At 73.0% G+C, this 23,945-nt stretch carries 20 protein-coding genes; 5 read left to right on the top strand and 15 right to left on the bottom strand.

The window, feature by feature from the left end; genetic code table 11:
• Positions 1–135: 135 nt before the first annotated feature.
• Positions 136–804 (bottom strand): response regulator transcription factor, encoded by a 669-nt coding sequence (locus tag ASF89_RS04400; RefSeq protein ID WP_055813087.1) that lies wholly within the window; start codon positions 802–804, stop codon positions 136–138.
• 104 nt (positions 805–908) lie between these two features.
• Positions 909–2,210 (bottom strand): sensor histidine kinase, encoded by a 1,302-nt coding sequence (locus ASF89_RS04395; protein ID WP_082489773.1) that lies wholly within the window; start codon positions 2,208–2,210, stop codon positions 909–911.
• A 217-nt stretch (positions 2,211–2,427) separates the two neighbouring features.
• Here ASF89_RS04395 and ASF89_RS04390 point away from each other — a divergent pair, with 217 nt between their 5' ends.
• On the top strand, positions 2,428–2,856 hold the full coding sequence (locus ASF89_RS04390; RefSeq protein ID WP_055812315.1) for a DUF6314 family protein: 429 nt from the start codon (positions 2,428–2,430) through the stop codon (positions 2,854–2,856).
• 186 nt (positions 2,857–3,042) lie between these two features.
• On the opposite strand, the gene ASF89_RS04385 is transcribed toward ASF89_RS04390, so the two are convergent.
• The 11 genes from ASF89_RS04385 to ASF89_RS04335 form a co-directional block, all read right to left on the bottom strand.
• Positions 3,043–5,703, bottom strand: coding sequence for a phosphoenolpyruvate carboxylase (locus tag ASF89_RS04385; protein ID WP_055812312.1), 2,661 nt, complete (start codon positions 5,701–5,703; stop codon positions 3,043–3,045).
• Between the two features lie 182 nt (positions 5,704–5,885).
• On the bottom strand, positions 5,886–7,124 hold the full coding sequence (locus tag ASF89_RS04380) for an alpha-hydroxy acid oxidase (protein ID WP_055812309.1): 1,239 nt from the start codon (positions 7,122–7,124) through the stop codon (positions 5,886–5,888).
• 31 nt (positions 7,125–7,155) lie between these two features.
• Positions 7,156–8,592 (bottom strand): rhamnulokinase family protein, encoded by a 1,437-nt coding sequence (locus ASF89_RS04375; RefSeq protein ID WP_082489832.1) that lies wholly within the window; start codon positions 8,590–8,592, stop codon positions 7,156–7,158.
• 73 nt (positions 8,593–8,665) lie between these two features.
• Positions 8,666–10,711 carry a bifunctional rhamnulose-1-phosphate aldolase/short-chain dehydrogenase gene (locus ASF89_RS04370; RefSeq protein WP_055812303.1) on the bottom strand — a complete coding sequence of 682 codons (2,046 nt, stop codon included), beginning with the start codon at positions 10,709–10,711 and terminating at the stop codon, positions 8,666–8,668.
• Between the two features lie 86 nt (positions 10,712–10,797).
• Positions 10,798–11,961, bottom strand: a complete 1,164-nt coding sequence (gene rhaI, locus ASF89_RS04365; protein WP_055812301.1) for an L-rhamnose isomerase — start codon at positions 11,959–11,961, stop codon at positions 10,798–10,800.
• Positions 11,958–12,434, bottom strand: coding sequence for an L-rhamnose mutarotase (locus tag ASF89_RS04360; RefSeq protein ID WP_082489772.1), 477 nt, complete (start codon positions 12,432–12,434; stop codon positions 11,958–11,960). Before ASF89_RS04360 ends, rhaI begins: the two co-directional genes overlap by 4 nt.
• Before the next feature lie 77 nt (positions 12,435–12,511).
• On the bottom strand, positions 12,512–14,008 hold the full coding sequence (locus ASF89_RS04355; RefSeq protein WP_055812299.1) for an L-fucose/L-arabinose isomerase family protein: 1,497 nt from the start codon (positions 14,006–14,008) through the stop codon (positions 12,512–12,514).
• Positions 14,009–14,129: 121 nt separating this feature from the next.
• Positions 14,130–15,197: a rhamnose ABC transporter substrate-binding protein gene (gene rhaS / locus ASF89_RS04350; protein WP_082489771.1), complete on the bottom strand. Its 1,068-nt coding sequence runs from the start codon at positions 15,195–15,197 to the stop codon at positions 14,130–14,132.
• Between the two features lie 76 nt (positions 15,198–15,273).
• Positions 15,274–16,419, bottom strand: a complete 1,146-nt coding sequence (locus ASF89_RS04345; RefSeq protein WP_082489770.1) for an ABC transporter permease — start codon at positions 16,417–16,419, stop codon at positions 15,274–15,276.
• The gene (locus ASF89_RS04340; RefSeq protein ID WP_055794071.1) at positions 16,412–17,443 is read right to left on the bottom strand and encodes an ABC transporter permease; all 1,032 of its coding nucleotides are present in this window, start codon (positions 17,441–17,443) and stop codon (positions 16,412–16,414) included. Before ASF89_RS04340 ends, ASF89_RS04345 begins: the two co-directional genes overlap by 8 nt.
• Positions 17,440–18,999, bottom strand: a complete 1,560-nt coding sequence (locus ASF89_RS04335) for a sugar ABC transporter ATP-binding protein (RefSeq protein ID WP_235483978.1) — start codon at positions 18,997–18,999, stop codon at positions 17,440–17,442. The genes ASF89_RS04340 and ASF89_RS04335 overlap by 4 nt, the downstream gene beginning before the upstream one ends.
• Before the next feature lie 176 nt (positions 19,000–19,175).
• Between ASF89_RS04335 and ASF89_RS04330 the strand changes: the two genes are divergently transcribed.
• Positions 19,176–20,201 carry a LacI family DNA-binding transcriptional regulator gene (locus tag ASF89_RS04330; protein ID WP_200913393.1) on the top strand — a complete coding sequence of 342 codons (1,026 nt, stop codon included), beginning with the start codon at positions 19,176–19,178 and terminating at the stop codon, positions 20,199–20,201.
• A 113-nt stretch (positions 20,202–20,314) separates the two neighbouring features.
• Here the strand turns inward: ASF89_RS04330 and ASF89_RS04325 are convergent, their stop codons facing one another.
• Positions 20,315–20,857, bottom strand: a complete 543-nt coding sequence (locus tag ASF89_RS04325; protein ID WP_055812296.1) for a hypothetical protein — start codon at positions 20,855–20,857, stop codon at positions 20,315–20,317.
• A 97-nt stretch (positions 20,858–20,954) separates the two neighbouring features.
• Positions 20,955–21,929 carry an XdhC family protein gene (locus ASF89_RS04320; RefSeq protein ID WP_055794066.1) on the bottom strand — a complete coding sequence of 325 codons (975 nt, stop codon included), beginning with the start codon at positions 21,927–21,929 and terminating at the stop codon, positions 20,955–20,957.
• 73 nt (positions 21,930–22,002) lie between these two features.
• Between ASF89_RS04320 and ASF89_RS04315 the strand changes: the two genes are divergently transcribed.
• The 3 genes from ASF89_RS04315 to ASF89_RS04305 all read left to right on the top strand — a co-directional run bounded on the left by ASF89_RS04315 (position 22,003) and on the right by ASF89_RS04305 (position 23,942).
• A complete protein-coding gene (locus ASF89_RS04315; RefSeq protein ID WP_055812292.1) occupies positions 22,003–22,620 on the top strand; it encodes an NTP transferase domain-containing protein in 618 nt (205 codons plus the stop codon).
• Positions 22,621–22,757: 137 nt separating this feature from the next.
• Positions 22,758–23,276, top strand: a complete 519-nt coding sequence (locus ASF89_RS04310) for a DinB family protein (protein WP_055794061.1) — start codon at positions 22,758–22,760, stop codon at positions 23,274–23,276.
• 120 nt (positions 23,277–23,396) lie between these two features.
• Entirely contained in the window at positions 23,397–23,942 is a 546-nt protein-coding gene (locus ASF89_RS04305) for an MOSC domain-containing protein (RefSeq protein ID WP_055812285.1), read from the top strand.
• Positions 23,943–23,945: the final 3 nt, after the last annotated feature.

Genomic DNA, 23,945 nt, shown 5'->3' with positions numbered 1-23,945 from the left:
GATTCGTGCGGGCAGACACGGGGCGACCTCCTGGTCGGGCGAGACGAGCTCTCGAGACGAGGCGCCCGGACGGCGGGCGGCCCTCCGATGATCATGGCAGCCGTGCTCGCCGGGGTCGACCTCCGGGCCGCGCTGTTACGCGATCGTCGCCGGACCCCGACCGGCCGCATGCACGAGCAGCGCCACCTGCACCCGGTTGTCGACCTCGAGCTTCTCGTAGACGTGCCCGACGTGCGTCTTCACGGTGGCGACGCTGACGTACAGCTCCGACGCGATCTCGGCGTTCGTCGCCCCGCGGGCCACGGCCAGCGCCACGTCGGTCTCGCGCCCGGTGAGCCGGTCGAGGCGCTCGCGTTCGTCGCGACCGAGCGCGGGGTCGATCGGGGGCGCGCCGGCCGCGCCGGGCCCGCCGATCCTCCCGGCGGCCACGCCGATCACCCGGTCGAGCACCGACGGCGACAGGATCGAGCGGCCCGCCGCGACGGTGCGGACGGCCTGGACCAGCTCGTGCGGCGGAGTGTCCTTGACGAGGAACCCCCGGGCCCCGTGGCGCAGCGCGGCGAGCACGAGATCGTCGGCGTCGAAGGTGGTGAGCACGAGCACGGAGAGGTCGGGGCGCCGGGCCAGCTCGCGCTCGGTCGCCACGAGACCGTCGCAACGGGGCATCCGGATGTCCATCAGCACGACGTCGGGCTCCGTGCGGTCGATGACACCCTCGGCCTCGAGACCGTCGCCGGCCTCGCCCACCACCTCGATGCCCGGGTCGCCGCCGAGCAGCAGCCGCAACCCGGTGCGGACGAGCATCTCGTCGTCGACGATCACGACCCGGATCGGCGCGGCAGCGGGTGTCGCGGCGGCGGCGGTCGCGGCGGCGGCGGTCGCGGCGACGGGTGTCGCGGCGGCGGGCGTCAGCTCCACGGGAGCACCGCCTCGACGACGTGCGAGCCCTGCCCGTCGGGTCCGGCCCGGAACGTCCCGCCGACGAGTCGGACCCGCTCGGCCAGCCCGGTCAGACCGTGGCCCGGCGTGGTCGCCACTCCGCCGGCCATCGGGTTCCGCACGACGATCCGCAGCCCCTCCCCCGCCGCGTCCGACAGGGCGACCTCGACCGGTCGACCCGGGGCGTGCCTCCTCGCGTTCGTCAGCCCCTCCTGCACGATGCGGTAGGCGTGGCGTCCGAGCGACGTCGGCAGCTCGACGAGGCGGGCCGCGGTGCGGTCGTCGACGTCGACCGAGACCTCGGTCCCGGCGGCGCGGGCGTCGTCGAGCAGGACGGGCAGGTCGGCCAGCGAGGGCTGAGGAGGCGCGACCTCCGTGACCTCGGAGGCCCCCGACGCCGACGGGTCGCGCAGCACCCCGAGCACGTCGCGCAGCTCGCTGAGCGCCGACTGCGCGTTGTCGCGGACCACGCCCGCCGTCTCGACGACCTCGTCGGGGGTGAGCTCGCGACCGCGGTACTCGAGGGCGCCGGCGTGCAGGGCGACGAGCGACAGGCGGTGCCCCAGGACGTCGTGCATCTCGCGGGCGATGCGGCCGCGTTCGTGGTCGCGGGCGCGCTCCTCGCGGAGGGACTGCTCGTGCTCGGCGAGCACCGCCCGGTCGCGCAGCGAGGCGATCAGGTCGCGGCGGCTGCCGATCGCGGCGCCGACGGCGACGACGAGGGCGTAGAGGACGACGCCGCTGAGCAGCAGCTGCCAGGCGGGCAGCGAGTCGCCCATGGCGGGGAACATCACCGACTCCGAGAACCAGCCCGCGGCGAGGTACACGAGCCCGACGGCCGCCAGCTCGCGGGCGCGGCGACGGGTCGCGAGCGAGACGAGGCCGAGGACGGCGGCGCCGGTCGCGAGGGTCGAGACGCCGCCGCAGGCCGCCAGGATCAGCGCGATGACGAAGGGTGCGCGATGCCGGAATGCGACGAGCACGAGCGCGGAGACCCCGGCGGCCAGATCGCCCAGGATACTCAGGCCGAGTCGGGCGTCGCTCCAGCCGGCCGTCGACGTCTCGGGCCAGACGAGCCCGAAGGCCAGCAGGCCCACCAGCGTCGCGAGGCCGAGCCGCCAGGTCTCGGCCCAGACGCGCCGTACCCGGGACAGGTGCGCGCGGCCGGGCCCCGCACCGGTCGCGGGACGCCGCGGCGGGGCCGGCGGGACGGGCGCCGGGAGCGACGGCGCGACCGGCGCCGCGTGGGGTGTCGATGCCGAGGAGGTCATGCCCCGAGCCTAAGGAGGGCGCCCGGCCCGCCGGATCGACCGAAGGTCGGAGTTCGCGCGCGGACGGCTCGACGGCACCGGCCCCTGCGTGGCACCGCGGACCGACCGCGGAACCACGGGATCGCGCGTGCGCGGGATCCGGCGGGGCGACGGCCGCCTCGCGGCGTCCGACCGGACGACGGGCCGTGCGCGACGGGCCGTGCGCGACACTGGACGGATGGACACCCTCGCGCTGCTGCTCGGCCGCTGGCGCGTCGAGCGCCGCGTCGTCGATCGGCTCGTCGGCGACGAGACCGTCTTCACGGGGACCGCGGTCGTCGAGGCGGCGGGCGACGACCCCGAAGGACCCGCCTCGTACGTCGAGGAGGGGGAGGTCGTGCGGGGCTCGCACCGCGCCTCCGCGGGTCGACGGCTCACGTATCACCCGCGGGCGGACGGGTCGCTCGACGTCCGGTTCGCCGACGGACGGCACTTCGTCGACCTCGACCTGCGAGCGGGAGCCTGGGAGGCGCGGCATCCGTGCGCTCCCGACGACTACCTCGTCGAGACGCGCGTCCTGTCGCCCACGTCGTTCGTCGAGCGGTGGACGGTGCGCGGCCCGGCGAAGTCGTACGACGCCGAGACGACGTACACGCGCGAGGACTGACGGGCGCGAGCGCGTCGCGTCGCGTCGCCCGCTAGCCCCACCCACCCCACCTCGTGCTTCGAGTGGTCCGAAGATGCTCGTCTCGCGACCGCGGAGAGCATCTTCGGACCACTCGATCGAGGCGCGGGCGCCCAGCGCTCGCGAGCCCGGCGCCCGCGCCCGGTGCTCGCGAGCCCGCTCGTCGGATCAGCCCGTGTTCTGCAGCCCGGCGGCGATCCCGTTCACGGTGAGGAGGAGGAGGCGGTGGTCGGCATCGGCCGGGTCGCCTCCGCCGTTCACGCGGATCGACCGGAGCGCCCGCAGCTGCAGCAGCGACAGCGCGTCGACGTACGGGCTGCGCAGACGCACCGACCGGCTGAGCACGGGGCGACCGTCGAGCACCTCGGCGTGCTCGCTGACCTTCAGCACCCACTCGCGGGTGAGCGCCATCTCGTCGAGCACGGCGCCGGCGAGGTCGTCGCGCTCGGCGAGGCCGAGGTACTCGCGCGCGATGTGGCCGTCGGTCTTCGCCAGCGACAGCTCGACGTTCTTCACCATCGTGCGGAACAGCGGCCACGTCTTGTACGCATCGCGCAGCAGGTCGACGTCGCCGACGGCCGCGAGGGCCGAGCCGAGCCCGTACCAGCCGGCGAGGTTGATTCGGGCCTGGGTCCAGGCGAACACCCACGGGATCGCCCGCAGGTCTTCGAGCGACTCGACCGAGAGACCGCGACGGGCCGGGCGTGAGCCGAGGGCGAGCAGGCCGACCTCCTCCATCGGGGTGACGGCGGCGAACCACGACGCGAAGCCCTCGGCCTTGACCAGTCCGAAGAACGCAGCGCGGGACGCCTCGTCCATGGTGGTGACGACGTCGGCGAATCGGGCGGCGGCCTCGGCGTTCTCGGACTCGTTCGACGGGCTCGACGCGAGCAGCGTCGCCGCGGCCATCTGCTCGAGGTGCCGGGCGCCGATCGCCTGGTTGCCGTACTGGGCGACGATGACCTCGCCCTGCTCGGTGATCTTGAAGCGGCCGTCGACCGAGTGCGGCGGCTGAGCCAGCACGGCCTCGTTCGCCGGACCGCCCCCGCGGCCCAGGGCGCCGCCCCGTCCGTGGAACAGCGTCAGGGTGATGTCGTTCGCGGCCGCCCAGTCGGCGATGCGCGCCTGCGCGTCGTACAGGGCGAACGTCGCCGACACCGGCCCGACGTCCTTCGACGAGTCCGAGTAGCCGAGCATGACCTCGAGTCGGCGGCCCGTCTCCGCAAGGCGACGCTGCACGACCTCGGTGGCCAGCGCCTCCTCGAGGATGCGCGTGCTCGCCTCGAGGTCGGCGAACGTCTCGAACAGGGGCACGACGTCGAGCACGGGTGCGGCCTCGGCCGACCCGAGCGCGTACGCGGCCAGCTCGTGCACGTTCGCGAGGTCTGCGGACGACTGCGTGAACGACACGATGTACCGGGAGGCGGCACGCACCCCGTACCGCACCTGGAGGTCCTTGATGGTGCGGAAGACGGCGAGGACCTCGTCGGTCATCGGGCTCGTCTCACCGCCGGCGCGCAGCTCGTTGAGCGCCGTGCGGTGCACCTGCGAGTGCTGACGGACCTCGAGCTCGGCGAGGTGGAACCCGAAGGTCTCGACCTGCCAGACGAGTCCCTGCAGCTCGCCGTTCGCGGCGCGATGCGCCCCGGCCGCCCGCAGCGAGTGCTGCACGACGCGGAGGTCGGCGAGCAGCTGCTCGGGCGCGTCGTAGCCGAGCGGGTCGCCGTCGCGGCGGGTCGCCTCGATGCGGGCCGCCACGAAGAGCAGCACCCGACGGTGCGTCTCGTTCGGCGAGCGGACGCCGATGCTCGACGCGAGCTCGGGGTCGAGCGCCCGCTGGGCCTCGGCGAGGGCGAGCAGAGTCGCATCGGCGGGGGTGTCGGCCTCGTCGAGCGTGAGGGTCGCACCCACCCGCGACGCGGCCCGGTGCAGGCCGAGCAGCACGTGCTCGGCGGCGATGTCGGCGGCCTGCCGGGTGACCTCGGCCGTGACGTGCGGGTTGCCGTCGCGGTCGCCGCCGATCCAGCTGCCGAGTCGGAGGAACGCCGGGGCGACGGCCGGCTCGCGGCCGGCCCGGTCGCCGAGGAGGCGGTCGTCGAGCAGTCGGTACACCTGCGGCACGATCTCGAAGAGGGTCTGGTCGAAGACGCTCATCGCCGTTCGGACCTCGTCGAGCGGGGTGGGGCGCGTGGTGCGCAGCGGCGAGGTGCGCCAGAGCGTGTCGACCTCCTCGAGGAGGCGGCGCTCGGCCTCGGCGACGGCGATGTCGTTCTGCAGCCGGTCTCGCTCGTCCATCAGGTCGCTGATGCGGCGGATCGTCGACGCGACGGCTCGACGCCGGGCCTCGGTCGGGTGTGCGGTGAGCACGGGGTGGAAGCGGAGGTCGCTCAGGCGCTTCGAGGCCTCGTCGGCGCCCACCTCGGCGACGAGCTGCTGCAGCGTGTCGGCGACCGAGTCGGAGGCCGTGCGCTGCGCGCTGCCGCGCCGACGCAGCACGCGGACGCGGTGGTGCTCTTCGGCGAGGTTGCTGAGGTGGAAGTAGCAGGTGAAGGCCCGGGCGACCTGCTCGGCGCGTTCCTGGTCGAGGCCGTCGACGATGGCCTGCGCGTCGTCCAGCGAGGCGCCGCCGGCCCCCTCGTACGCGGCGATGACGGCGGCCCGCACCGCCTCGACGTCGCGGAACAGGTCGTCGGAGCCGGACTCGCGCAGCACGCGCCCGAGCAGGCTGCCGAGGAAGCTCACGTCGCCGCGCAGGTCGCCGTCGACGGCCCCGCGGATGTCATCACGGCTGCTGCCGTCGGCACGTCTCGATGTCTCGATGTCGGTCACGGCCCCATTGTGGACGATGCGGGGGCGTGTGACGCACACCGCGCCTCCTCGGCTCGCCTCGGGTTCGCTGGGCGTCCTGCGATGCGGCGGGTCCGTGTCGTCCGTGGCCGGTCGGCGCCGACCCGCCACGGATGACGGGAACCCGTCGCAGACCGAGGCACGAGCACGAGCAAGGGCACGGGTCAGCCGCGGGCTCGGGGCACGAGGCGCTCGAGCTGGGTGACGTGCCTCGGCTCGAGCTCGTCGAGGGAGTTCACGCCCAGGAGGCGCATCGTGCGCGCGATCTCGACCGACAGGATCTCGATGGCCCGGTCCACCCCCTCGCGCCCGCCCGCCATGAGCCCGTAGAGGTAGGCCCGTCCGATCAGCGTGAACCGCGCGCCGAGGGCGACCGCGGCGACGATGTCGGCGCCCGACATGATGCCCGTGTCGAGGTGCACCTCGGTGTCGCCGCCGACCTCGCGGACGACGTCGGGCAGCAGGTGGAACGGGATGGGCGCCCGGTCGAGCTGACGGCCGCCGTGGTTGGAGAGGATCAGGGCGTCGACGCCGAGGTCGGTCACCCGGCGCGCGTCGTCGACGGTCTGCACGCCCTTCACGACGAGCTTGCCGGGCCACTGCGACTTGATCCACGCCAGATCGTCGTAGGTCACCGTGGGGTCGAACATGGTGTTCAGCAGCTCGGCCACGGTGCCCGACCAGCGGTCGAGCGACGCGAAGGCGAGCGGCTCGGTCGTGAGGAAGTCGACCCACCACCACGGGCGCGGCAGGGCGTCGATGATCGTCTTCGGCGTCAGCGACGGCGGGATGGTCATGCCGTTGCGCGAATCGCGGAGGCGCGCTCCGGCCACCGGCACGTCGACCGTGACGAGCAGGGTGTCGAAGCCCGAGGCCGCCGCGCGGTCGACGAGGGCCATCGAGCGGTCGCGGTCCTTCCACATGTAGAGCTGGAACCAGTTGCGGCCCCCGGGTGCCGCCTCCGCGACGTCCTCGACGCTGGCCGTGCCCATCGTCGACAGGCTGAACGGGATCCCGGCGGCGGCGGCCGCCGCGGCGCCTGCCTTCTCGCCCTCGGTCTGCATCATCCGGGTGAACCCGGTCGGGGCGATGCCGAACGGCTGCTCGACCCGCTTGCCGAGCACGTCCCAGCCCGTGTCGACGGTGGCGACGTCGTGGAGGATCGCCGGGTTGAACTGGACGTCGCGGAACGCCTGCCGGGCCCGGCGCAGCGAGATCTCGGCCTCGGCCGACCCGTCGGTGTAGTCGAACGCGGCGGTCGGCGTGCGGCGCTTCGCGATCCTCCGCAGGTCCTCGATGGTCAACGCCTCGCGGAGCCGTTTGGCCTTCAGGTCGAAGGTGGGCTTCTTGAACTGCATCAGCGGCGCGAGGTCGTGGAACTTGGGGATGCGACGGTCGACCATGGGTGGTCCTTTCGAGAGGGGCGGAGGGAGCTCAGGAGGCGCGCGACGGCACCCGGGGCAGGTAGCGGACGGGTGCCGACGACGCCGACACCAGCGCCCGCAGCGCCTCGAGCGACGACGACGGGTCGATCAGGCCGACGGCCCGCGCCTGCACGAGGACGTTGCCGAGGGCCGTGGCCTCGACCGGCCCGGCGAGCACGGTGCAGCCCGTCCGATCGGCGGTCAGCTGGCAGAGCAGGGCGTTCTGCGAGCCGCCGCCGACGACGTGCACGGTGCGGATCGTGCGACCCGAGAGCCGTTCGGCGTCGCGCAGGGTCGACGCGTACGCCGCGGCGAGCGACTCGAGGATGCTGCGGACCGTCTCGGCCCGCCCCCGGGGCGGCTCGACGTCGTGCTCGACGCACCACGACGCGATGCGGGCCGGCATGTCGCCGGGCGGCGAGAAGCGCTCGTCGGTGGCGTCGAAGACGGGCACGGGGCGGACGACGTCGGCCGCCTCGGCGAGCAGTGCGGCCAGATCGCTGCTGCGCTCGGCCGCCGTCGCCGCGGAGCCGTCCCAGGTGCGCATCGACTCGCTGAGCAGCCAGAGGCCCGACACGTTCTTCAGGAACCGCGTGCGGCCGTCGACCCCGCCCTCGTTCGTGAATCCGGCGAGGCGCGCCTCCTCGGTGATCAGGGGCGCGGACAGCTCGAGGCCGACGAGCGACCAGGTGCCGCTCGAGACGTAGGCGGCGTCGTCGCCGCCGAGCGGCACGCCGACGACGGCCGACGCCGTGTCGTGCGATCCGACGACGGTGACGCCGAGCGACGACGGTGCACCGATCAGCTCGGCGATCGACGGCAGCAGCGGCCCGAGACGGGCGCCGGGCTCGACGAGCGGCGCGAAGAGGTCTGCGGGCACGCCGACGCGGTTCATCAGATCCACGTCGAACACGCGCTCGACGGGCGACAGCAGACCGGTGGTCGACGCGTTCGTCGACTCCGTCGCCGCCACCCCCGTCAGCCACCATGAGAACAGGTCGGGCATCAGCAGCGCGCGATCGGCCAGGGCGAGGACTCCGGAGGCGCGATCGGCCGCCAGCTGGAACACCGTGTTGAACGGCAGATGCTGCAGCCCGGCCCGCGTGAACAGCTCACGAGGCGACACCGCGGCGTGCACCGCCTCCACCCCCGCCGCCGTCCGCGCATCGCGGTAGTGGTACGGCGCGCCGAGCAGCCGCCCGTCGCGGAGGAGGGCGTAGTCGACGGCCCACGAGTCGACCCCGATCGAGCGGAGGTCGGGTTCGTCGCGCAGGGCGGCGGCCAGGCCGCCGGTGACGGAGCGCCAGAGGCCGAGGACGTCCCAGTGCAGACCGACACCGTGGGGACCGGGACGACCCGCGCCTCCTTCGGGGACGGTCACGGGCTCGTTCGCGAACCGGGCGACCGGTCGGAGCCGGACCCCGTCGCGGTCGACCCGGCCGAGCATGACGCGCCCGCTCGTGGCGCCGAGGTCGACCGCCGCGACCGCGCCGCCGCCTGCCGCGGTCACGAGACGCCGGTCATCGGAGGAAGGCCGCGGCGACGCCCGCGTCGACCGGCACGTGCAGCCCGGTCGTGTGCGAGAAGTCGCTCGTGCAGATGGCGAAGACGGCGGCGGCGACGTTCTCGGGCACGACCTCGCGCTTCAGGATGGTGCGCTGGGCGTAGAAGGCGCCGAGATCCTGCTCGTCGATGCCGTAGGTCGCGGCCCGGTTGGCGCCCCAGCCGCTGGCGAAGATGCCCGAGCCCCGCACGACCCCGTCGGGGTTGATGCCGTTGACCCGGATGCCGTGCTCGCCCAGCTCGGCGGCGAGCAGTCGCACCTGATGCGCCTGATCGGCCTTCGTGGCGCTGTACGCGATGTTGTTCGGGCCCGCGAAGACCGAGTTCTTCGACGAGATGTAGACGATGTCGCCGCCGAGCCCCTGGTCGACGAGCACCCGCGCGGCGTTCTTCGCGACGAGGAACGAGCCCTTCGCCATGACGTCGTGCTGGAGATCCCAGTCGGCCTCGGTGGTGTCGAACAGCGACTTCGACAGACTGAGCCCGGCGTTGTTGACGACCAGGTCGAGGCCGCCGAACGCGAGCAGCACCTCGTCGATCGAGGCCTTGACGGCCGCCTCGTCGCTCACGTCTGCCGCGACGCCGCGTGCCACGTCGGGCCCGCCGATCTCGGCCGCCGCGGCCTGCGCCTTCGCGAGATCGAGGTCGGCGACGACCACGCAGGCCCCCTCGGCGGCGAGACGCGTCGCGATCGCCTTCCCGATGCCCGACGCGGCGCCGGTGACCAGCGCGATGCGGGTGGCGAGGCGCCGGGGCGCCGGCAGACGCTTGAGCTTGGCCTCCTCGAGGGCCCAGTACTCGATGCGGAACTTCTCGGCCTCGTCGATCGGCGCGTACGTCGAGAGCCCCTCGGCACCGCGCATGACGTTGATCGCGTTGACGTAGAACTCGCCCGCGACCCGCGCGGTCTGCGCGTCCTTGCCGAACGAGAACATGCCGACGCCGGGCACGAGCACGATGAGCGGGTCGGCCCCGCGGATGGCCGGGCTGTCGGGCGTCGCGTGGCGGTCGTAGTAGGCCTGGTAGTCGAGCCGGTACTGCGCGTGCAGCTCGCGGAGGCGCCCGATGGACTCGTCGACGGAGGCGGTCGCCGGCAGATCGAGCAGCAGCGGCGTCACCTTCGTGCGGAGGAAGTGATCGGGGCAGCTCGTGCCGAGCGCGGCGAGCCGGGGGTGCTCGGCGCTCGCGAGGAACTCGAGCACGGCGGGGTCGTCGCTGAATCGGCCGACCTGCGGAGCGTCGTGCGAGGCGAGTCCGCGGATCGTGGCGGCGAGGGCGGCGGCGCGGGCGCGGCGCTCGGACTCGGGCAGCGCGGCGTACCCGTCGAGCGCGGGGCCGAACGGGTCGACGCGCGAGTGCTCGGCGATGTGGGCCTCGGCCGTCTCGATGATCCAGCGCGAGTTCGCCTCGGCCTCGTCGCTCGTGTCGCCCCAGGCCGTGATGCCGTGACCGCCGAGGATCGTGCCGATCGCCTCCGGGTTCTCGGCCTTGATCGCGGCGATGTCGAGCCCGAGCTGCCAGCCGGGGCGGCGCCACGGGACCCAGACGACGCGCGCGCCGAAGATCTCGGCCGTCAGTCGCTCGCCGTCGGCGGCCGTCGCGATGGCGATCCCGCTGTCGGGGTGCAGGTGGTCGACGTGCGCGGCGTCGACGAGACCGTGCATGGCCGTGTCGATCGAGGGGGCGGCCCCGCCCTTGCCGTGCAGCGCGTAGTCGAACGCGGCGACCATCTCGTCTTCGTGCTCGGGCCCGTGGTAGACCCCCGCGAGCCCGCGGAGCCGGTCGAGGCGGAGCACTGCGAGGCCCGACCCGGTCAGCGTGCCGAGGTCGCCGCCCGAGCCCTTGACCCAGAGCAGCTCGACCGGCTCGCCGGTGGCGGGGTCGACGGCGGTGCCCTTGGCCGACGTGTTGCCGCCCGCGTAGTTCGTCACCCGGGGGTCGGCCCCGAGTCGGTTGCTGCGGGCGATGAGGTCGGCCGCGGCGGTGGAGGTGGTCGTGGTCATGGGTCCGTCTTCTGTCTGGGCCCCCGAGGAGGCGCGGGTCGTGTCGAGCGGGTCGGCTGCGGATCGGCTGCTGCCGGGGCGGCGGCTCAGGTCCAGCTGAGCTGCCTGCCGCCGACGCGCTCCTCGGCGAGGCGCTTTGGGGTGCCGCTGGCGAGGTAGGCCGCCATCGGGTCGCGGGGCAGACCCCGGCCCTCGCGCCAGTCGGCCAGGGCGGGGCGGACGTCGGTGTAGAAGGCGTCCATCAGCACGGCGTTGGCGCCGAGCACGTCGTGGGAGGCTCGGGCGGCGTCGAGCGCGGGCCGGTCGACGAGCAGGGCGCGCGCCGTCATCTCCTGCACGTTCAGCACGCTGCGGATCTGGCCGGGGATCTTGTCCTCGACGTTGTGGCACTGGTCGAGCATGAACTGGACGGGAGAGCCCTCGTCGAGTCCGCCGCCGTCGACGACCTCGAACAGGATGCGGAACAGCTGGAACGGGTCGGCCGCGCCGACGATGAGGTCGTCGTCGGCGTAGAAGCGCGAGTTGAAGTCGAACGAGCCGAGCTTGCCGAGGCGCAGCAACTGCATGACGATGAACTCGATGTTCGTGCCGGGCGCGTGGTGCCCGGTGTCGAGGCAGGTCAGCGCCTGGTCGCCGAGCGCCGAGACCTGGGCGTAGCTGGTCCCCCAGTCGGGGACGTCGGTGTGATAGAACGCCGGCTCGAAGAACTTGTACTCGAGCACGAGGCGCTGCTCGGGGTCGAGCCCGGCGTAGATCTCGGCGAGCGACTCGGCGAGGTGGTCCTGACGCTGGCGGAGGCTGTCCTGGCCGGGGTAGTTGGTGCCGTCGGCGAGCCAGATCTTGAGGTCGCGCGACCCGGTCTCGCGCATGATCTCGAGGCAGCGGAGGTGGTGGTCGATCGCCTTGCGTCGCACCGACGCGTCGCTGTGGGCGAGGCTGCCGAACTTGTACGCGTCGTCCTGGAAGGTGTTCGAGTTCACTGTGCCGAGCGCGACGCCGTGATCGGAGGCGAACGAGCGGAGGGCCGTGAAGTCGTCGACCTCGTCCCACGGGATGTGCAGGGCGACGCTCGGGGCGAGGCCCGTGTGCTCGTGGACGGTCGCGGCGTCGGCGATCTTCTCTTCGGCGGTGCGGGGCGTGCCCGGGGTGCCGAAGACCTTGAATCGCGTGCCCGAGTTGCCGAACGCCCAGCTGGGCAGCTCGATGGCCTGACGCTCGAGCGTGGGGGCGATGGACTCGAAGGTGGTCATGAGGTCTCTTCCGTGATCGTGGTCGTGGTGTCGCCGGGCGTCGTCGATGACGCCGGGGTCGGTGGTGTCGCAGCGGTCGGTGGTGTCGCGGTGGGCTTCGGGGCTGCGTAGCGACCGCCGCCCGGCAGGCCGAGCTGCGCCTCGAGGTTGAAGACCTGCGTGAGCGGCTCGAAGCCCTCATCGGGCGGGGTGCCGTCGAGCGAGGTGAAGAACTCGGCCATCGAGGCCTGCCAGCGGGCGTTGACCTCGGTCTCGGACATGGCGACCTGCGCGGCCTCGAGGGATTCGGCCTCGACGTAGCCGATCAGCAGCCCGTCGGGGGCGGCGAAGAGCGAGTACGAGCGCCACCCGCTGTCGTGCAGCGCCTGGAGCATCTCGGGCCAGACCTCGGCGTGCCGGCGGGTGTACTCGGTCAGCCGCTCGGGTGCGACCTGGAGGCGGAACGCGTAGCGCTCGTGCTCGTCGGCGGTCATCTCTGGGTCTCCGGTTCGTCATTGAATCGTTTCAATACAGCGAGCGTAGCAAGTGCCGCCACACCCGGCAAGCGGTCTCAGGGGAGCGTCGACCCGAGACTCCGCTCGAACCCGTCGGCGTCGTCGAAGGGGGCCGACACGTGCCGGTGGTCGATGCCGAGCAGCGACGCCGCCGCCGCGACGTCCCGGGCGACGTGCCCGACGCAGAGCCCCCAGTGGTGCCCGATGCCGGTGCGCGACCACTCGTCGACCCACTCGCCCGGGTCCCCGCCGAAGTCGACGCGCGACGTCGTGTTGCCGATCCGGAGCAGCGGACCGGGCACGACCTCGCCCTCGCTCGTGACGAACGACAGCGCGCCGTCGCGGTCCTGCCCGAGGCCGAAGGTCGTGACGGGCCCGGGCTGCACGTCGAACTCGACGCTCACGCCGTAGCCGCGCTTGCCGTGGAAGACCCCCAGGCCGCGGAGGATCGGCCGCGACGACGAGATCGCCAGGTGCGCCGGCCCGTCGTGCCCCATCTCGACCACGCCGTCGTCGAAGTGGATCGCCTGGATCTCGGTGAACGAGCCGCCGACGCCGAGCGCCTGCGCGGCCAGCATCGCGACCGACGTCCGGAGCTCGTACTCCCCCACCGCCGGCAGACCGCGGGCGTTCAGCAGAGAGGCGCCGAGGATCATGCCGGCACCGAGCCTCTCGTGCTGCTCGCCCTCGAGACCCCGGTGGTAGTAGGCCAGCGAGTCGAGGTCGAAGTCGGCCACGAGCCGGTCGAGCCCGACAGAGACGCGGGCGCCCCAGTCGAAGTCCTCCTGGTCGACCGACGCGTCGACCTCGAACACCTCGCGGGCCAGAGCCACGCGGTCGCGCACCTGGGCGTCGGTGACGGCGTCGACGCGCACCCGCAGGTCGTCGAACTCGAGCACCTCGACATGCGAGCCGAAGTACGTCGACAGCAGCGTCAGGTCGGTCGAGACGTCGAGCATGCCCGGGTAGAGGTGGCCCATGAGGCCGTGCCGCGCCTCCCTCAGTCTCGCCCTGACTCCGGCGGCGTGCACCCAGCGCTCGATGCGCCGCCAGGCGCGCTCGCTTCGCAGGTGCCCCGTGACCGACCGGAACTCGATGCCGGCCCGGCGGAACACGTTGGCGACCTCGGGCACCGGGCACTGGCCGCAGTACGCCAGCCAGAGTCCGGTGTCGAAGCGTTCGTGGTCCATCCTCTCGGTCGGCTGCAGGTCGATCACGAGCACCGGCACCCCCGCGCGCTGCGCGATCGGGAGCACCATCGACGAGGTGAGGTACGTGGTCAGGAAGACGACGATGAGGTCGCAGTCGGCGGTGCGGAGCGTGTCGGCGGCGACCCGCGCCTCCTGGGCGTCCGAGATGAAGCCGGTGTCGATCACCTCGGCGTCGAGACTCCCGAAGCGGTCGGCGACGTAGCGGGTGGACTCCTGCAGCTGGGGCAGCAGCCCGGGGAACTGCGGCCAGTAGGTGCCGAGACCGCCGGCGACGAGACCGACGCGGGTGCGACGGCGGCGCATCGGGGGCAGCTGATCGGACACGGCGGTGCTGATGCTCATGGGGTGACGACTCCGGTGTCGACGGGGCGCTGGCGCGCCGGATGAGACGAGGAGGCGCGAGGCGCGCTCCGAGGGAGGGCGGGGCCGCCGGGGTGGTCGCCCGGCGGCCCCGCGACGGCGACTAGAAGTCGTAGTCGTCGATGTTGTCGGCGTCGAACTCGGTCGGCGGGCCGACGATCACGATGCCGTCGGCGCCCACGGTGCGCTCACCGAGGTCGCCGGCCTCGAAGGTGTCGCCCTCGGCACCCGTGATGGTGCCGTCGACGAGCGCCTGACCCGCGTAGGCGGCGACGTAGCCGAGCTGCGCCGGGTCCCAGAGGGCGAACGCGGTGACGGTGCCGTCCTTCACGAACTCGCGCATCTCGTTCGGCAGACCGAGCCCCGTCAGGGCGACCTTGCCCTTGTACTCGGAGGTCGAGAGGTAGCGGGCCGTCGCGGCGATACCGACCGTGGTGGGCGAGATGATGCCCTTGAGGTCGGGGTTCGCCTGGAGCAGGCCCTGAGCCTCCTGGAACGACTTCGCGTCGTCGTCGTCGCCGTAGACCTTCGAGACGATGTTAATCCCGGCGTAGTCGGGGTTCGTGTCGACCTCCTCCTCGATGTACTTGATCCACTCGTTCTGGTTCGTCGCGTTCGCCGTCGCCGAGAGGATCGCGATGTCGCCCTCGCCGCCGATCTGCTCGCTCATCTGGCGGATCTGGATGAGCGCGACGTCCTTCGCCTCGACCTGGCTGATGAACACGTCGCGGTAGTCGGGGTTCGTGTCGGAGTCGAAGGCGACGATCTTCGCGCCGCCGTCGCGCGCCTCCTGCAGGGCCGGCCCGACCGCGTCGGGGTCGTTCGCGGCGATGACGATGACGTCGGCGCCCTGCTGCGTGAGCGTGTTGATGAAGGTGACCTGCGACGACGCGCTGGCCTCGAGCGGACCCACGACGCTGTAGTCGTAGCCGATCGCCGTCGAGGCGTCCTCTCCGCCGCCGAGGACGACGTCGGTGTAGGGGTTGTTGAGCTGCTTGGGCACGAACGCGATCGACTGCGCGCCGTCGGACCCGGAGCCCGACGACGAGTCGTCGTCGCCCGAGCCGGCCGTCAGGGCGCAGCCGGAGGCGACGAGCGCGACGCCCGCGAGGGCCGCCGCGGTGGCGAGGGCGCGGCGCGCTCCGCGCTTCGTGGAGGTGGTGAACATCATCGTTCCGTCCTTTGCTGGGTGGGGTGGTGCGGGGCGGTGCTGGGTGGGTAGGGGGGGGGTGGCGGGGGCGGTGCCGTCAGGCCGCGGCGGTCTCGGAGGCGGCGAGGACCTCGCGCGCCGAGCGTCTCGCCCTCCGCTTCGCGCCGATGACGGCGATGAGACTCGGCGTGACGACGCTGCCGACCAGCAACAGGCCGGTGACGACGTTGAGCACGACGTCGCTGATGCCGCCGAGGCGGAGCGCGTAGCTGACGCTCGAGATGACCAGCACGCCGGCGACGACGCCGGGGATGCTGCCGCGTCCGCCGAAGATCGAGACGCCGCCGAGCAGCACGGCCGCGATCACCGCGAGCTCGATGCCGGTCGCGTTGTCGCTGCGGGCGCTGGAGTAGCGGAGGGTCCAGTAGATGCCGACGAGGGCCGACACGACGCCGGTCGAGACGAACATCCAGAACTTGGCCCGGCCGACGTGCACGCCGACGAAGCTCGCCGCCTCTCTGCTGAACCCGATCGCCGGCAGGGTGCGGCCGAACGAGCTGAGGTGCAGCAGCACGCCGAAGAACACGACGATGACGGCCACGCCGATCATGGCGGTCGGGATCCCGGTGGCGCCGATCTTCGAGGTGAAGAACGAGGTCAGGGCGGGCGGGAAGTCCGCGACGGCGTTGTCGCCGATCACCACGAGGGCGAGCCCCCGGTAGAGCGCCAGCGTGCCGATGGTGACCGCGAGCGACGGCAGCCCCACGGTCGTGACGAGCATCCCGTTGAGCGCCCCGCAGGCGACGCCGATCAGAACGCAGACCACGAAGATCTCGGGGATCCCCCAGCCCGCCGCCCAGAGCACGCCCATCGCGGCGCTGGTGAGGCCGGCCGTGCTGGCGACCGAGAGGTCGATCTCGCCGGTGATGATGACGAGGGCCATCGGCATGGCGATCATGAGGATGGGGATGGCGTCGAGCAGCAGGAACCCGGTCGTCTGCACGCTCGCGAAGCGCGGCACCGTCAGCGAGCAGACGATCAGCGTGCCGAGCAGGGCGTAGACCATGATCGCCCCGCGTCCGGTCAGGCGGCGTCGACGACGCAGGCGCCTCTCGGACGCGGACTCGGGGTCGACGCGACCGGCGTCGCGGTGATCGGCGTCGACGGCGCCGGTGGCCGAGGAGGCACGGCGCGGGCCGACCCCGGAGGTCGCGGCCGACGGGGTGGTGGTCTGCTCAGGCATTGGTGGCCTCGCTCGTACGGAGTCTCCGGGCCTTGCGGATCGAGGCGATCCGTTCGACGAGGATGGCGGTCAGGATGAGGACGCCGACGATGGCCTGCTGCCAGAACTTGTCGACGTTGAGGGCGGTCAGGCTGCTCGTGATGGTGGTCAGCAGCACGGCGCCGATCGCGGCGCCGACGACGCTGCCCGAGCCGCCGAAGATCGCGATGCCGCCGACGACGGCCGCGGCCACGATGTCGAGCTCGAGGCCGGTGCCCGTGGTGGCCCCGACCGAGTTGAAGCGCGACGCGTAGAGGACGCCGGCGAGACCGGTGAGCGTGCCGTTCAGCACGAACGCGGTGAGCACGCGGCGGCTGACGGGGATGCCGAACAGGCGCGCGGCCTCGTCGTCGGAGCCGATCGCGTAGAGGTCGCGGCCGGGCCGGGTGCGAGCCAGGAAGACCGCGACGAGCACCACGACGACGATCGCGATGACCGTGATGACGGGGACGCCGAGCACGGTGTCGACCGACAGCCGGCCGAACGCGGCCGGCCGGTCGCCGGCGAAGTACTGCTGGCCGCCGGCCCAGGCGTTGTTGACGCCCCGGTAGATGTAGAGCATGCCGAGGGTGATGACCAGCGACGGCACCCGGGCGACCGTCACCAGGAACCCGTTGATCGCGCCGAGCAGGGCGCCGAGCGCGAGCCCGATCAGGAAGACGAGCACGATGGGGATGTCGGGTGCCGCGGCGAAGACCGACCCCGTGCCGAAGGCCACGAGACCGAGGATCGACCCCACCGAGAGATCGATGTTGTTCGTGATGATGACCGTGCCGAGTCCGACGGCCATGATCACCGTGATCGTCGCGTTGAGCATGAGGTCCTTCACGCCCTGCGACGACACGAAGAGCGGATTGGCGATCGTCGTCACGACGACGAGCACCACGAGCGCCGAGGCGACGGGCACCTCGCGCTGACGGACCAGGGACGCGATCGGGCTCCGCCCGGTGCCGGTGCTCGGAGCGAGGGCGTGCGAGGTGGTCATCGGCTGGTCTCCGTCGTCGTGGTGGTGAGCGCCGGCTCGGCGCCCGTGGCGGCGTTCATGACCGTCTCGGGGTCCGCGGCGGAGCGGTCGAGGGAGGCCGTGAGGCGCCCCTCGCGCATGACGAGCACGCGGTCGGCCATGCCCAGCACCTCCGGCAGCTCGGAGGAGATCATCAGCACCGCGATGCCCCGACCCGCGAGATCGCTGATCAGCCGATGCACCTCGCTCTTCGTGCCGACGTCGATGCCGCGCGTCGGCTCGTCGACGATGAGGAACGTCGGGTCGGTCGCCAGCCACTTCGCCAGCACGACCTTCTGCTGGTTGCCGCCCGAGAGGGTCGAGACGGGGAGCTCCTGGCTGCCGGTCTTGACCTGCAGCCGACGCGACCAGTCGGCGGCGGCCTCGCGCTCACGTCGCGCGCTGACGAGACCGAGGCGGCTGAGCGCAGTCCGGAGGGTGAGCGTCGTGTTGCGGCTCACCGACATGTCCATCACGAGGCCCTGCTTGCGGCGGTCCTCCGGGACGAAGCCGATGCCCGCCTTGATCGACGCCATCGGATCGCGGGGCGCGAGTCGGCGACCGCCGATCGTGACGGAGCCGGCGTCGTAGCGGTCGATGCCGAACAGCGCCCGCGCCACCTCGGTGCGACCGGCGCCGACGAGACCCGCGAGACCGACGATCTCGCCGGCCCGCACCTCGAACGACACGTCGTGGAAGACGCCCGCCCGCGTCAGACCGTCGACGCTGACGACGGTGTCGCCGATCCGCGCCTCCTGCTTGGGGAACAGCTGGTCGACGTCGCGGCCGACCATCGCCCGCACGATCTCGGGGGTGGTGACCTCGCTCGTGGTGTGCTCCGAGATGAACGCGCCGTCGCGCATGACGGTGATGCGATCGCTGAGACCGAAGACCTCGTCGAAGCGGTGCGAGATGAACATGATGGCGCTGCCGCGGTCGCGCAGAGCCCGGGCGACGCCGAAGAGGCGCTCGACCTCGACTCCGCTGAGCGCGGCCGTCGGCTCGTCCATGATCAGCACCTTGGCGTCGAGCGAGATGGCCTTCGCGATCTCGATGATCTGCTGGTCGGCGATCGAGAGGCCCTCGGCGACGCGGTCGGGATCGATCGGCACGCCGAGGCGCTCGAACAGCGCGCGGGCGGCGGCCCGCATGGCCGCGCGGTCGATGAAGCCGAAGCGCGTGGTCGGCTGGCGACCGATGAAGATGTTCTCGGCGACGGTCAGGTCGGGGAAGAGCGTGGGCTCCTGGTAGATCACGCTCACGCCCGCCGCCTTGCTCTCGGCCGGGCTGCGGAACACGATCGGGTGGCCGTCGAAGAGGAAGTCGCCACTGTCGGGCTGGTGCACCCCGGCGAGGATCTTGACCATCGTCGACTTGCCGGCGCCGTTCTCGCCGACGAGCGCGTTGATCTCGCCGGCACGCAGCCGGACGCTGCCGCTCGAGAGGGCCACGACGGCCCCGAACGTCTTGCGCGCACCGCGCAGTTCGAGCACGGTCGCCGTCGGGGAGGGCCCGCCCGGTGTGGGGTCGATCGTCACTGATCGTTCTCCTAGTCGTCTCGTCGTCGAGAAAGTGAATCGTTTCAAATTCGATTCGTGCCGACTGTAGAGGCAGACTCGACTCGACGTCAAGAGGCGCCCGCGGTCGGTGGATCACAGCTCGATCACGGGCATGGCACACTCGTCGGAGGCCACGAGAGCACCGGGGAGGCGCGATGAGGCAGGCCAGCATCCGCGACGTCGCCGAGACGGCCGGGGTCTCCGTCGGCACCGTCTCGAACGTGCTGAACAACCCGGGCAAGGTCAGCGAGTCGACCATCGCCCGCGTCAGCGACGCCATCGCCGCCCTCGGCTTCGTGCGCAACGACGCCGCCCGCCAGCTGCGCGGCGGCGACAGCCGCGTGATCGGGCTGATCATCCTCGACGGCGGCAACCCGTTCTTCACCGACGTCGCCCGCGGCGCCGAGGCCGCCGCCGAGGAGTCGGGGCGCATCATCCTGCTCGGCAACAGCGATCAGCTCGTCGAACGCGAGGCGCACTACCTCGATCTCTTCGACGAGCAGCGGGTGATGGGCATCCTCATCTCGCCCGTCGGCGACGTCTCCGACCGCCTGCGGCGCCTGCGCCTCCGCGGAGTGCCGGCCGTGCTGGTCGACCGACGGGCCGACCTGACCGAGTTCTCGTCCGTCAGCGTCGACGACGTGCGCGGCGGGTACCTCGCCACCGAGCACCTCCTCGGCCTCGGACGACGCCGCATCGCCTTCGTCGGCGGCCCCGCCGATCTGCAGCAGGTGGCCGACCGCCTCGCCGGCGCGCGCGACGCCGTCGCGGCCACCCCGGGCGCCACGCTCGAGGTCGTCGAGATCCCCGCGCTCACCGTGCAGAACGGTCGCGAGGCCGCCGGCGCCATCGCCCGGCGCGACGCCGCCGACCGCCCCGACGCCATCTTCGCCGCGAACGACCTCGCCGCCATGGGCGTGCTCCAGGCCCTCGTCATGCAGGGCGACCTGCGCGTGCCCGACGACGTCGCGCTCATCGGCTACGACGACATCGACTTCGCCCGAGCGGCCGTCGTGCCGCTCACCTCGGTCCGTCAGCCGAGCGCGCTGATCGGGCAGACCGCCGTGGAGATCCTGCGCGACGAGGCCGACGACCCCGAGCGCCCACCCCGCCGGATCGTCTTCGAGCCGGAGCTCGTCGTGCGCGAGAGCACGGCCGCCGGGACGACCCCCGCGGGCTGAGGCGCGCCTCCTCGGCGCTCCCGGGGGTCCGGCGGGTTCGTGTCACCCGTGGCGGGTCAGCGCTGAACCGCCACCGAGGACGGGAACCCGCCGCACCGGCAGCGCGGGCCGGGTCAGCCCTCGAGCAGGAGGCGGCAGTCGCCTTCGCCGTAGACGTCGCGCGGGTCGGGGCAGAGGGTCCCCGACCACGAGCCGACGGCTCCCCCGCCGTACGAGTCGAACGCGGTCGTCGTGTACGTCTCGACGCCCTCGACGCCCGGACGCACGAAGGCGAACGAGACGATCGGGTCGCCCTCGGTCGTCGGGTACGCCCAGGCCAGCTCGGCCGACGCCCCCGCGACGGATGCGTCGGCGAGGCAGTCGAGCGCCGCAGGGTCGAGCTCGACGCCCTGCGGCAGGACGAACTCGCCGCAGGTGGCGGTGGCGTCGCCGGACTTCACGACGCCTCCGGCGTCCACGAGCTCTCGCGCGGCGGCGATCGGGTCGTCGGGGTCAGGCGCCGGCGCGGGGCCCGACGCGCAGCCGGCCAGAGCGAGCACCAGCAGGAGGGCGGCGGTGCCGGCGGCGGCGGGGCGGCAGGGGTCGGCGCGGCGGGGGTCGGCGCGGCGTCGGCGGTCGGCGCGGCCGGACCCGCTCACTGTCTCGCTCGACGGCATCTCGCCCCCCTCTCGGCTCAGGGAACCAAGTCGCGGCCGCTGCGGGCAAGACCCGCGGGCCACTCGTGACCCGTTCGTGACGCGGAGCGCCGGGGCGTCAGCTCAGAGAGTGGATGCTGCCCGACCGCTCGCGCAACGACGCACGCGAGGCGCCCGATCGCACGGCGAGCACCTCGGCGAGGATCGACACCGCGGTCTCCTCGGGGGTGCTCGCACCGAGATCGAGGCCGATCGGGGAATGCAGGCCGGCCAGCGCCTCCTCGGGGACTCCCCGCTCGCGCAGCGCGGCGAGCCGCCGGTCGTGCGTCGTCCGCGACCCCATCGCGCCGACGTAGACGGCCGGCGACGCCAGAGCCGCCGCGACGAGATCGGCGTCGAACCGCTCGTCGTGCGAGAGCACCGCGATCACCGTGCGCTCGTCGACCTCGGTGCGGGCGAGGTAGTTCGGCGGCCACTCGACGACGACCTGCTCGGCCGCCGGGAAGCGCTCACGGGTGAGGAACACCGGCCGCGGGTCGCACACGGTCACCCGGTAGCCGAGCACGGCCCCGGCGCCGCAGAGGGCCACGGCGAACTCGACGGCCCCGAAGACGAGGAGGCGCGGCGGCGGAACGGAGCGCTCGCTGAAGACCCGCAGACCCGCGCAGTCGTCGATCGACGCCGCCACCTCGCCGACGCGGACGGGTCCGACCACGACGTGCGCCGTCGCCTCGCGCCCCGCCGCGGCCTCCCGCAGCGCGGCGATCGTGACGGCGTCGGCGGGGGTGACCAGGCGGGCGAGGATCTCGATCCGTCCGCCGCAGCTGAGCCCGACCTCGAACGCCGTCTCGTCGCTGAAGCCGTACACGTCGAGCTGCGCCACCCCGTCGTCGAGCACCTGCCGGCACGTCTCGTACACGGCTCCCTCGACGCAGCCGCCGGAGATGCTGCCGATCACCGCACCGTCGGCGGTCACGGCCATCGACGTGCCCACGGTGCGCGGCGCGCTGCCGTCGATCGAGACGGCCGTCGCGACGGCGAGCCGTTCGCCCGCGTCGAGCAGGGCGAGCAGGCGATCGGCGATCTCGAACACACGGCTCCTCGGGGTGGACGGGTGGCGTCAATCGTAGGGCGTGAGCGCCCTCGTCGACGGCTAGCCTGTGGCCATGGCGCTCGCACGACCCGGCCCGATCGTGGGGCTCCTGCTCGCGGCGGGCGCGGGGTCGCGCCGGGGCGGACCGAAGGCGCTGGCCGCCGACGAGCACGGGCCCTGGCTGACCCGGGGCGTGGCGAACCTGATGGCCGGCGGGTGCGACCGGGTCGTCGTCGTGCTGGGCGCGGAGGCGGACGATGCCGCGGCGGTGCTGGCGGCCGACCCGCGCCTCCTCGGCTCCGCGGTCGGCGTGGTCGTGGCCGACGACTGGGCGACGGGGCTCTCGGCATCGCTTCGGGCCGGACTCGGGGCGATCGACTCGGACCCCGACCTGCAGGAGGCGCGGGTCGCCGTCGTCTCGCTGGTCGACTACCCGACGCTGCCGGCGTCCGCCGTCGCGCGGTCGCTGTCGGGCGGTCCGGCGGCGCTCGGGGTGGACGCGCTGCGGCAGTCGGTGTTCGGCGGGCGTCCGGGCCATCCCGTGGTCGTGGGGCGGGCGCATTGGCGCGATCTGGCCTCGACGCTCGAGGGCGACCGCGGAGCCGGGCGGTACCTGCGCGAGCACGGCGCCGAGCGCATCGACTGCCTCGACCTCTGGGACGGCCGCGACGTCGACGGGCCCATCGGCTGACGCGAGGGCGGCGGTGGCGGCTGCGGCTGCGGTGGTGGCGGTGGCGGCGCGGTGGCGGCGTCGAGTCTGGCACCGGGGGCACGGCGAACGGCAGGATGTCGATGGCGACCGCCGACGGCTGGCCCTAGCGTCATCTCATGCCGATCACGCCCGACACGAAGAACTGGACCTGGGTGCTCGAGCGCCCGTGCGCGGAGTGCGGCTTCGACGCCGCGACCATCGGGTACCGCGACGTGCCCGAGCTCGTCAGGCGCAACGCCGCCGCCTGGCCCGCCGAGCTCGCCCGACCGGGTGCGCGCGACCGCCCCGACGACGCGACCTGGTCGACGCTCGAGTACGCGGCTCACGTGCGAGACGTGTTCCGGGTCTTCGCGGGGCGGCTGGCGCTGATGCGTGCCGACGACTCCCCCGCCTTCGCCGACTGGGATCAGGACGCCACGGCCCTCGCCGACGACTACGCCGCGCAGCGACCCGAGGCCGTGGCCGCCGAGCTGGTGTCCGCCGCCGAGACCGTGGCGAGCGCCTTCGAGGCGGTGCCCGACGACGAGCTCGGCCGGACGGGCCTGCGCAGCGACGGTTCGGCGTTCACGATCGACTCGCTCGCCCGGTACTTCGTGCACGACCCCCTGCATCACCTGCACGACGTGCGCCGCTGACAGCCCACCGCTCCGACGACCCGGACGCCCCGCCCCCGGCGAGCGCGCTCACGACGGTTCGCACCGGGCGCGGAGCGAGGGGGCTCGACGCGGCGGGGCTGGGCGAGGAGACTGACCGTCATGACCCGCGCCTCCGTCGTCTCCGTCGGCCTCGACTCCGCGCACCGCTTCAGCAAGCGGCCGGTCGACTCGATCACCCTTCTTGAGGGCCTCGGCATCGAGGGGGATGCGCACTTCGGCCGGACGGTCCAGCACCGCTCACGGGTGGCTCGCGACCCCGGCCAGCCGAACCTGCGGCAGGTGCATCTGATGCACGCCGAGCTGTTCGACGACCTCGCGGCCCTCGGGTTCGAGGTCGCCCCGTCGGCGCTCGGCGAGAACGTCACGACGCGCGGAGTCGACCTCCTCGGACTCCCGACCGGCACCGTCCTCGCGCTGGGGCAGGAGGCGCGGGTCGAGATCACCGGCCTCCGCAACCCGTGCCTGCAGATCGACCGGTTCGAATCGGGGCTGCTCAAGGCCGTGGTCGGACGGGACGACGCCGGTGAGCTGGTGCGGAAGGCCGGAGTCATGGGCGTGGTGGTGCAGGGAGGGCGGGTCGCGTCGGGCGACGTGGTCGCGGTCGAACGCCCGCCACGGCCGTGGGCCCCGCTCGAACCCGTGTGAGCG

The sequence above is a fragment of the Frigoribacterium sp. Leaf172 genome (genome assembly GCF_001424285.1).
Taxonomy (GTDB): Bacteria; Actinomycetota; Actinomycetes; order Actinomycetales; family Microbacteriaceae; genus Frigoribacterium.
The sequence above is the reverse complement of the archived record's forward strand: the minus strand, read 5'-3'. Positions and strand labels throughout refer to the sequence as shown.